Below are 7510 nucleotides of genomic sequence, written 5' to 3' on the forward strand. Positions count from 1 at the left end.
CTCTGTGCCAATCTTCGATAAAACCAGTCTTATAAAGATATGATTTGTTCCCAATTGTAATTAGGATTAGAGAAATGTCCGTATATAGAAGTTGGTTGATATATAGGATTCTTTAATTTTAACAACTCAATTATTGCATTAGGTCTAAAATCGAATTTTGATAGAATAAATTGTTTCAATTTTGTAGAATTGGATTCTTTGTCTGTGGAAACATTTAGCATGGTAGGCTGTTCTTCTCCAAACAAATAAGCCACTGCTATTTTGCATTCTTTTTCTAATCCGTTTGCGACTATGTTTTTTGCAACAAATCGAGCCATGTAAGCAGCACTTCTATCTATTTTGCTCGGATCCTTTCCAGAAAAAGCACCTCCGCCATGTGTTACCAAACCGCCATAAGTGTCTATCATTATTTTACGACCAGTTAATCCTGTATCGTTAACAAACCCACCTTTATAAAATTTTGATTTCCTATTTATCTGAATATCTACATTTATACAATCAATCAGTTGAGTTAAAACCTTCTGTTTTATTTCATTTTCAATGAAATCTGGATGAATATTCTCCTTATGCTGTACATTGATTATCAATTGTTCAAGATTATTTTCGCTAATTGTGACTTGTACTTTCCCATCAGGGAGGAGATAATCTACGCTCTTTCTATACGTATCAATCTCTTTGGCTATTAAATTAGATAAATATACACCATACGGAAGATAATTATATTGATTGTTTATAGCATAACCATACACAATACCTTGGTCGCCAGCTCCACCGTTCATAACAGCATCATTTAGTTGTCTTGATTGTGAAGTCAAAAAGTTCAGTATGTTTAATTTTTCACAATAGCCTATGGATTGATATACATCATTGACAATTTTCTCAATATCAACCCTTTTATTTTGAGTACTAATTTCTCCAGCAACAATTAAATTATTACCACTTCCCAAGCATTCTATTGCTGTATGGGCATTACAATCTTGCATCAAGAAAGCATCCAAAAGAGCATCACTTATTTGGTCGCATATTTTATCGGGATGTCCTTGTAATACACTTTCTGTTGTATATTTGTCTAAATTATCGAATATCATAATTCTGTTTTATACAGCTCCATTCTTCTGTTAATTTATTGTTTAGTTTTTTGTACACAGAATTACTATTCGGAGATTTATTATATGCCAATGTCGTTTCATATTCAAGTACCATATATATAGCATCCTGAATAGTTTTATTTTTAGTTGATTTAGGTGTGCTAAAAATTTGTTTGAATTTATCACACAAATTCTTTAATCTAAAAAAGAATGCTATGTGGTATATCAGTTCTATTAAGAACAATGACGATAAAAATAGTTGCAAGAATGGTATGGCAACGACGTTATCTTTTATTCCGTAGTATGCAAATATCAAAAGCAAACCAAATAGTATTGTGTTCTTTATTGCCATTTTAGGCAACATCACTTTAATGATATTATATGTAAAAAAACAATTCTCATAACAATTAACCAACATTTTATATGGTCCTTTCTCAATAGAATCATTATCGTAATAATTCAAAACTGGCTTTTCCAGCAATTTCGTGCCTAATGAATTGTCGATAAATCCTTTCCGTCTTTCATTAGCAGCCATAGGTTGCATTATAATTTCTACGATTATATATAATATACCATACCCTATAATAGAAATATAATTCAAAACATTAAACAAATTAGCAATCCATTTTATAGAATCTAATGAATGGCTTATACAATTTATTTGGAACGTTTGGAGTAATATTGAACATATGAATGTACTCCAGAGGAATCCATTTTCGATATTGCGCCAAAAAGCAATCGTCTTGTAGCTTATCTCATACGGTAATTGTCTATCCATATCCTTTATTTTTTGCAAAGTTACATGAAAAAAGCGAAACTACTTGAATGAGTCACTTGTAAAATCAAGTACTGACCATCAATTAAAATATTGATATAACATAAACTCCGATAAAGCATCCCCAACTTCATCGGAGTTTATGTTGTCGGACACTTACTTTTTATGGTACATACAGTAGCGCAAACTCCGCCTTTCTCCGTTTGAGCAGCATGGCATGACGTTTACCCTTGTAGTTGCAGAAAGCGATATACTCCCGATAGATGTTCCTATCGCCTGCCTCCAACTTTCGGATCAGCGTGCTTTTGGGTATCTTTCCGCTTCCCAACAGACGGTACGGACCGACATTGTAGGCGAGCGTGGCAAGCAAGAGCGAATCCTTCCCGAACTGCCGGAACATCGCGCAGAACTTCCGCAGGTCTTTCCGCAGAAGCGCGTCCGCCTGCCGCTTCGTCATGGTGCGTGCCGAATACCTTTCGCCCGGCTGCAACCGATGTCCATATCCTACATACGGGTGATGTTTTTCCGAATGCCAGCCCTCAAAATACTTCGTGCATCGTACTGCCCTCTCGAATGGTGGCAGCCGGTAGATAGCCGCCTGCCCGTCCGTTCCCTCATGGCGGCTGTCCCGTGCGGACACGGAACAGACCGTCAGAAGCGAACAGAGGATAGCCATGAATACACGCATCATCGTGTAAGGGGCTTGAAGTTCCCGATGGGGACAACAGTGATAACCCCGTCATCCTTCACGTTTCGGTTGTTGAAGTCAAATTCCAACTCATAGGAGTTGCCGAAATTGTCCTCCACTACCACGATGAAGTTGTGCGCCTCGTCACCTTGCGCCGTGTAGTACAGCCGGAACTTCTCGTTTTCGAGCAGGTAGCGGTCATTGGGCAGGAACGTGATACCGTTGTCCATTTTCAGCGTTCCTTCTCCCTCGAACTGGAAATACCGGATAGTATAGAGGGTATTGGCGAAGTCGCCCGTCTTTTTCAGCTCACAGCGTATTTCAACCGTCTGTCCCTTCGTCACTTTGTTCGGCACAGGCATAGTTTCCACCGTGAAAGGATAGGATTGCTGGATGTCCATATCGTCGTCACACGAAATAAGCGTGAGCGACACGGCGGCGAACAGGCAGAGTGCCAACGCCTTGAAGATTGATATTCTCTTGTTCTTGTTGTTCAGTATGTTCATTGTCTTTTGATTTATAAGTTATTGTTCATTTCTTTTTTCGTTGTCAGTTGCAGATACTCGTTCAAGTCCTTGCAACCGTCATAGAGGGCGGAACGGTCACAGACACGTTCCCCATAGTGTCCTTTCAGCATTTCCAACGTCCGCCGTCCGGCTTCGTCACGGTCGAGGTAACAGTCTATGCGCCCGTAACCGTCCAGATACCTCATAGCCTTTTCCACATTGGCGACGGAGTTCAGCACAAGGCAGTCGCCCGTTTCCAATCCGAGCGTGACGGCGGAAAGAAAGTCCATGAAGCCCTCGAACACGCTGCACACATCAGCCTGAGAACTTTCCATTTTGACCAGCGACACATCCTTCGGAGGCACGCTGCCTTTGAAAAAACGGCTGCGGATTTCAAAGCCGCCCGCTACGTTCGGAAAACCGACGGCGAAATACCGCTTGCCACGCACTCTATAATTCAGTCGGCAACAATACCGGGATGCAATGCCGTAAGGGATGCCACGTTCCGCCAGATAGTCCGTCAGTGGAGAATGAAGCAGTGGGGCGGTTTCCATACCCTCAAAGGCAGGTTCTGACCGTTTAGGCAGGAAAGTCGGTTTACTCACTTCGGGAACAGGCATAGGCATATTGGCGGTTTCCGCTATGAACTTCACTTGTTCCATGAAGTCGTTGCTTCCGATAAACTCCCCGGCAAGCGTGAAGATGTCACCGCCCTTGCCCGTTCCGAAGTCGTACCAAAGCTGTTTTGCCACGTTCACACGGAAAGAGGGCGTGCGCTCATTGCGGTATGGCGCACGATACCACAACTCGTTGCCGCTTCTTCGGACAGGCTCATGTCCTAACCGTGCGAGGAAGTCCGCAAGGGGTATCTGCCTCATGGCGTCGATTTCCGTCCGTTCCATGCAGTGCGTTAGTTAATGATAAACTTGATGCCCACGCCCCACTGCGTATGAAACTTCCTCGTGTCGCCACCCCACAGGCAACGCTCCCGGAGATTGGCAAGCAGAGCAATACGGTCAGCCACGTAAAGCTCCATATCGAGCGTCAGCGCACCACCGTAGATGAAGGCGTCCCGGTCATGGAGCGTGGAGCCGTCATGCAGCACCTTCTCGCCCCAGTTCACTGATTCATATCCGGCAAGAGCCGAAGCCCCTGCATAGACGAACACGATTTTTCGGGCATCGGAAAGTATTTTGAAGTAGTATCCGCCCTCCGCCGTGAACTGCGCCACGGGTATTTTCCCGTCCTTGTAAGGGTTGTTCTTCAACAGGTATTCGCCACCGAACACCCATTTGTTCCCCTTTTTCGTGTAGGTGGAAAGAGCCGCCCCGAAACTGTATCCGCCGTCGTTGCCGCCGGGATTGAAGCCGTCCGCCATATTCGCCCTGACCTCGATGCCCTGCATCTTCGGCAGGCATCGCTGGGCGTGCGCTTGCCCCGTACACAGGGCAAGCGACGCGATGATTATTGCGATGTACTTTCTCATGGTCAGCGCACTTGAAGTTCGTTGATGGTATTGGCACGTACCAAGTCCTCGTTTTCAATCACGAAAGACTGGTGGCGACCTCCGTTCTTCTCGTTGAGTTCCACCACGATGCATTTGTCATCGGGGATGGTGAACTTCGCCATCGTGAATACCGTGCGCTCGCTCTTCTTGCCCGGCACGAGCGTGGCGTAATTCTGCGCACGGAGCGGCAAGATGATCTGCTCCTGCACGGCGGTACGCTTCGCCACCTTCTTGTCCACGATTTTCCATGTGACGTAGTCCACATCGAAAGGCACGTTGCTCTGGTTCTTTATCTCCGTATGGAAATAGAGCAAACCGTTATGCGTGTAGATACCTTTAAGCAGGTACTGGATGCCGAATCGCTTGCAGCCGATGTGCTTCACCTCGCGCTTGTTCTGCTTGTGGATGGACTTCATGATAAGGCGCACCAGCATCGGGCTTTCGCTACCCAGTTCCTTCAGATAGATTTCCTGCGCGTTGTTCGGGCGGTTTACCTTCTCGCCGTCATGGATGAAGTCGCACATCTCCACGTTGAGCAGCAGCGGTTCGGCTGCATATTTCACGTTGAAGGTATAGAAACTACCGTCCTCCGTTATAACGGACATATTGGTTTCGTTCGGGAAGTTCCTCACGGTAGCTTTCACGCGGATGACGTTCTCCGCTCCGTCGGCTTTGCCCGCAATCAGGTCGGGCGAGCCTAAATCGACATAACGCACTTCCGAGGGGAAAATGACGTGGACGGTCTTGTCGTAGGTCACTTCCAAACCGTGCGGGGGAACCATGCGGTCGAAGGTCAGCTTCTTTGTCAGCCCGTGATACAGATCGCCGTCCGCCTCCTTCTGCGGATAGACCTCCTTTGTCAAGGTCGGTTGTTGGCTTTGCCTTCCTCCTCCTTGCAAGGCATAGTCAAGCGAGCTTGCCTCTGCTCTCGCTTCGTTCGTCGGTTCACTTCCATTGTCCGTTCCAACGGTTACGTTCTCCTGCGCGTTGGCAGTTACGATGCCCATAGCGAGGGCAAACATGATGATTACTTTTCTCATTACTTTGGATTTTAGTGGTAAATAAAAATTGGATTGTTGTTGCTTTTTCTGTTTTCAATTTCTGTCCTGATAGAGCATGACCTTGTACCCGGCTTTCAGATGCACTTTGACGGTACGCATCTTCTTGGCGATATACTGGCTCGTGCCTTGTATCAGCCCCTTGCCCAAGTCGGAGGCGAGCTGTGCCCCTGCGTTGGTGGATATATTGATGCTGCTGCCCAGCGATCCGCCCATGTTGGCGGCAACCTCCCTAACGGCATTCATTTCCATAGAGTTCGGAATGAAGATACCGGGCTGCCCGTCCGTGTCATACACCTCCAGCTCTACCGGGATAATCGTACCAGCATATTCCAGCGACGTGATTTCAATATCAAGCCGTTCGCCCTGAATCTTTGCCGTGCCTACCACCACCGCATTACGGGGGATGATTTTGTCCGCTACCGCCATCGGCTCCAACAGACGGAGCTTGACAGCCTGCCCGTCCGTCACACTCTGCGCCCCATAAACGCACGCCGATATGGTGTTTTTGTCCGATACGGTCGTGACGCCCACCGCCGTATTGAAACTGCGGTTACGCTCTTGCGAGAAGGAGGCGACAAACTCGGCGTTGCTCATCGGCTGTGAGAGCGAGGATACAACCTGATGCGCCACCAGCCTGACAGGTGCAGCCGTGTTCTTTCCGGTTTTCTGCACGGGGCAAGGCTCTGCCGCCTGTCCGACAGGTGGCTGTGTGCCGTTCTGTCCGCCCATGTACTTTGCCGCCAGTTCATAGGACTTCTCCATGAGTGCCACTTGGTCATCCATAGCGGACACCTTGCCTTTCTCGCTTTCCAATTCCGATTCCAGCGAGGCGATACGCTCCAACAGTTCATCCATTTCCGCATTGTCGTTCTTCGGTTGCTCATAGAAGTTGCCGAGCGTGGCATTGAGGTCGCGGTAGGCGGCTGCGGAGGATTGGATGGTCTTCGGTGCGGACTTCACGTTCTCTTCCGTTCCTCCGGGATTGGCAAGGTCGAAGTCCCTGCCGCTGTCCGTTTCCGCCACCTCGCGGTCGAACATATCGCCCAGTTCCTGCATGGCGCGGCTGCGGTTCTCCTGCCGTTCCTCCATCGCCCCCTGTTCGTATGCTTTCGCCTTGTCGCCGATAATCTGACGGTTCGCCTTGTCTGCGTCGGGCATTTCGATGTTGTAACCTCCCGTCCCCGGTTGCTGCTCCTTGTCGGAAGATGGGGCGAATATCAGCCACATCGCCCCGATGAATACCAGCACCATAGCGGGCAGCACTATCATTTTCTGACGTTTCAGCCTTTGGGCTTCGGTCAGCGGCTTGCGCTCCTTGGCTTTGCCTTCCTCCTTCGCGCCTTGGCCATTCAAGCAGGCTTGATGGCTCTCGGCTTGGCGTCGGTTCTTCGGTTTCCCGTTGTCGGGAGCCGCCTTGTTCTCGTTTTTAGGTTCATTCTTCGTCTGTTCCATATAAATAAAGTATTACATTATGATTGTTGTCCGGCTTTACGGACAGTTCCACCTGTCCGGCATGGTCTGTTGCTATCCGGCTGCCGTCATTCCTGCCGATGTCATAGACGGCTTTGCCGAAGGTGTAGAGGGCAAGCACCGCGAAAGCGGCGAGCATCGCCAGCACGATGCGTTTGCGTGTCTTCGGGGGCAAACCGTCCAGATAGCCTTTGAGCCTTGCCACCAGCATTTTCTTTTTGTCGTGGATCCTCCAGTACGCACGCCAAAATGATTTTCTGATTTTCTTCATATCCGTTTACCTTTTGATGGTTTGTAAATCCTTGTTCTCGATGATGGTGAATCCCTCGATGGTGAAACCGTTGGGATTGTCGTCCGAACGGGACGAGTTCAAGAGGCGGCACGTGGTCACGAGGCTGCGCTCGGTGACGTTGCT

General features: G+C 47.9%; 9 protein-coding genes and 1 pseudogene. All 10 read right to left on the bottom strand.

The genetic code is table 11. From position 1 onward, the window contains the following. Positions 1 to 29 precede the first annotated feature (29 nt). On the bottom strand, positions 30 to 1088 hold the full coding sequence (metK, locus tag DW947_RS04480; protein ID WP_005809183.1) for a methionine adenosyltransferase: 1059 nt from the start codon (positions 1086 to 1088) through the stop codon (positions 30 to 32). Continuing rightward, entirely contained in the window at positions 1075 to 1866 is a 792-nt protein-coding gene (locus tag DW947_RS04485; RefSeq protein WP_005809185.1) for a hypothetical protein, read from the bottom strand. The genes metK and DW947_RS04485 overlap by 14 nt, the downstream gene beginning before the upstream one ends. Before the next feature lie 160 nt (positions 1867 to 2026). Then, complete coding sequence (locus tag DW947_RS04490) at positions 2027 to 2554, bottom strand: glycoside hydrolase family protein (protein WP_005809187.1); 528 nt, start codon at positions 2552 to 2554, stop codon at positions 2027 to 2029. Further along, on the bottom strand, positions 2551 to 3057 hold the full coding sequence (locus DW947_RS04495; RefSeq protein ID WP_119958453.1) for a DUF3872 domain-containing protein: 507 nt from the start codon (positions 3055 to 3057) through the stop codon (positions 2551 to 2553). The genes DW947_RS04490 and DW947_RS04495 overlap by 4 nt, the downstream gene beginning before the upstream one ends. A gap of 11 nt (positions 3058 to 3068) precedes the next feature. After that, on the bottom strand, positions 3069 to 3959 hold the full coding sequence (locus DW947_RS04500; RefSeq protein ID WP_005809191.1) for a toprim domain-containing protein: 891 nt from the start codon (positions 3957 to 3959) through the stop codon (positions 3069 to 3071). An 8-nt stretch (positions 3960 to 3967) separates the two neighbouring features. Further along, positions 3968 to 4543: a conjugal transfer protein TraO gene (locus DW947_RS04505; protein ID WP_005809192.1), complete on the bottom strand. Its 576-nt coding sequence runs from the start codon at positions 4541 to 4543 to the stop codon at positions 3968 to 3970. A 2-nt stretch (positions 4544 to 4545) separates the two neighbouring features. Next, on the bottom strand, positions 4546 to 5604 hold the full coding sequence (traN, locus tag DW947_RS04510; protein ID WP_005809194.1) for a conjugative transposon protein TraN: 1059 nt from the start codon (positions 5602 to 5604) through the stop codon (positions 4546 to 4548). 54 nt (positions 5605 to 5658) lie between these two features. Next, entirely contained in the window at positions 5659 to 7077 is a 1419-nt protein-coding gene (gene traM / locus DW947_RS04515; protein WP_005809196.1) for a conjugative transposon protein TraM, read from the bottom strand. Further along, positions 7058 to 7366 carry a TraL conjugative transposon family protein gene (locus tag DW947_RS04520; RefSeq protein ID WP_005809197.1) on the bottom strand — a complete coding sequence of 103 codons (309 nt, stop codon included), beginning with the start codon at positions 7364 to 7366 and terminating at the stop codon, positions 7058 to 7060. The genes traM and DW947_RS04520 overlap by 20 nt, the downstream gene beginning before the upstream one ends. 6 nt (positions 7367 to 7372) lie before the next feature. Beyond that, positions 7373 to 7510, bottom strand: a pseudogene (locus DW947_RS04525) (conjugative transposon protein TraK); the annotation flags it as partial.

It is taken from the genome of Bacteroides sp. AM44-19, assembly GCF_003603395.1.
Lineage (GTDB): Bacteria > Bacteroidota > Bacteroidia > Bacteroidales > Bacteroidaceae > Bacteroides > Bacteroides uniformis.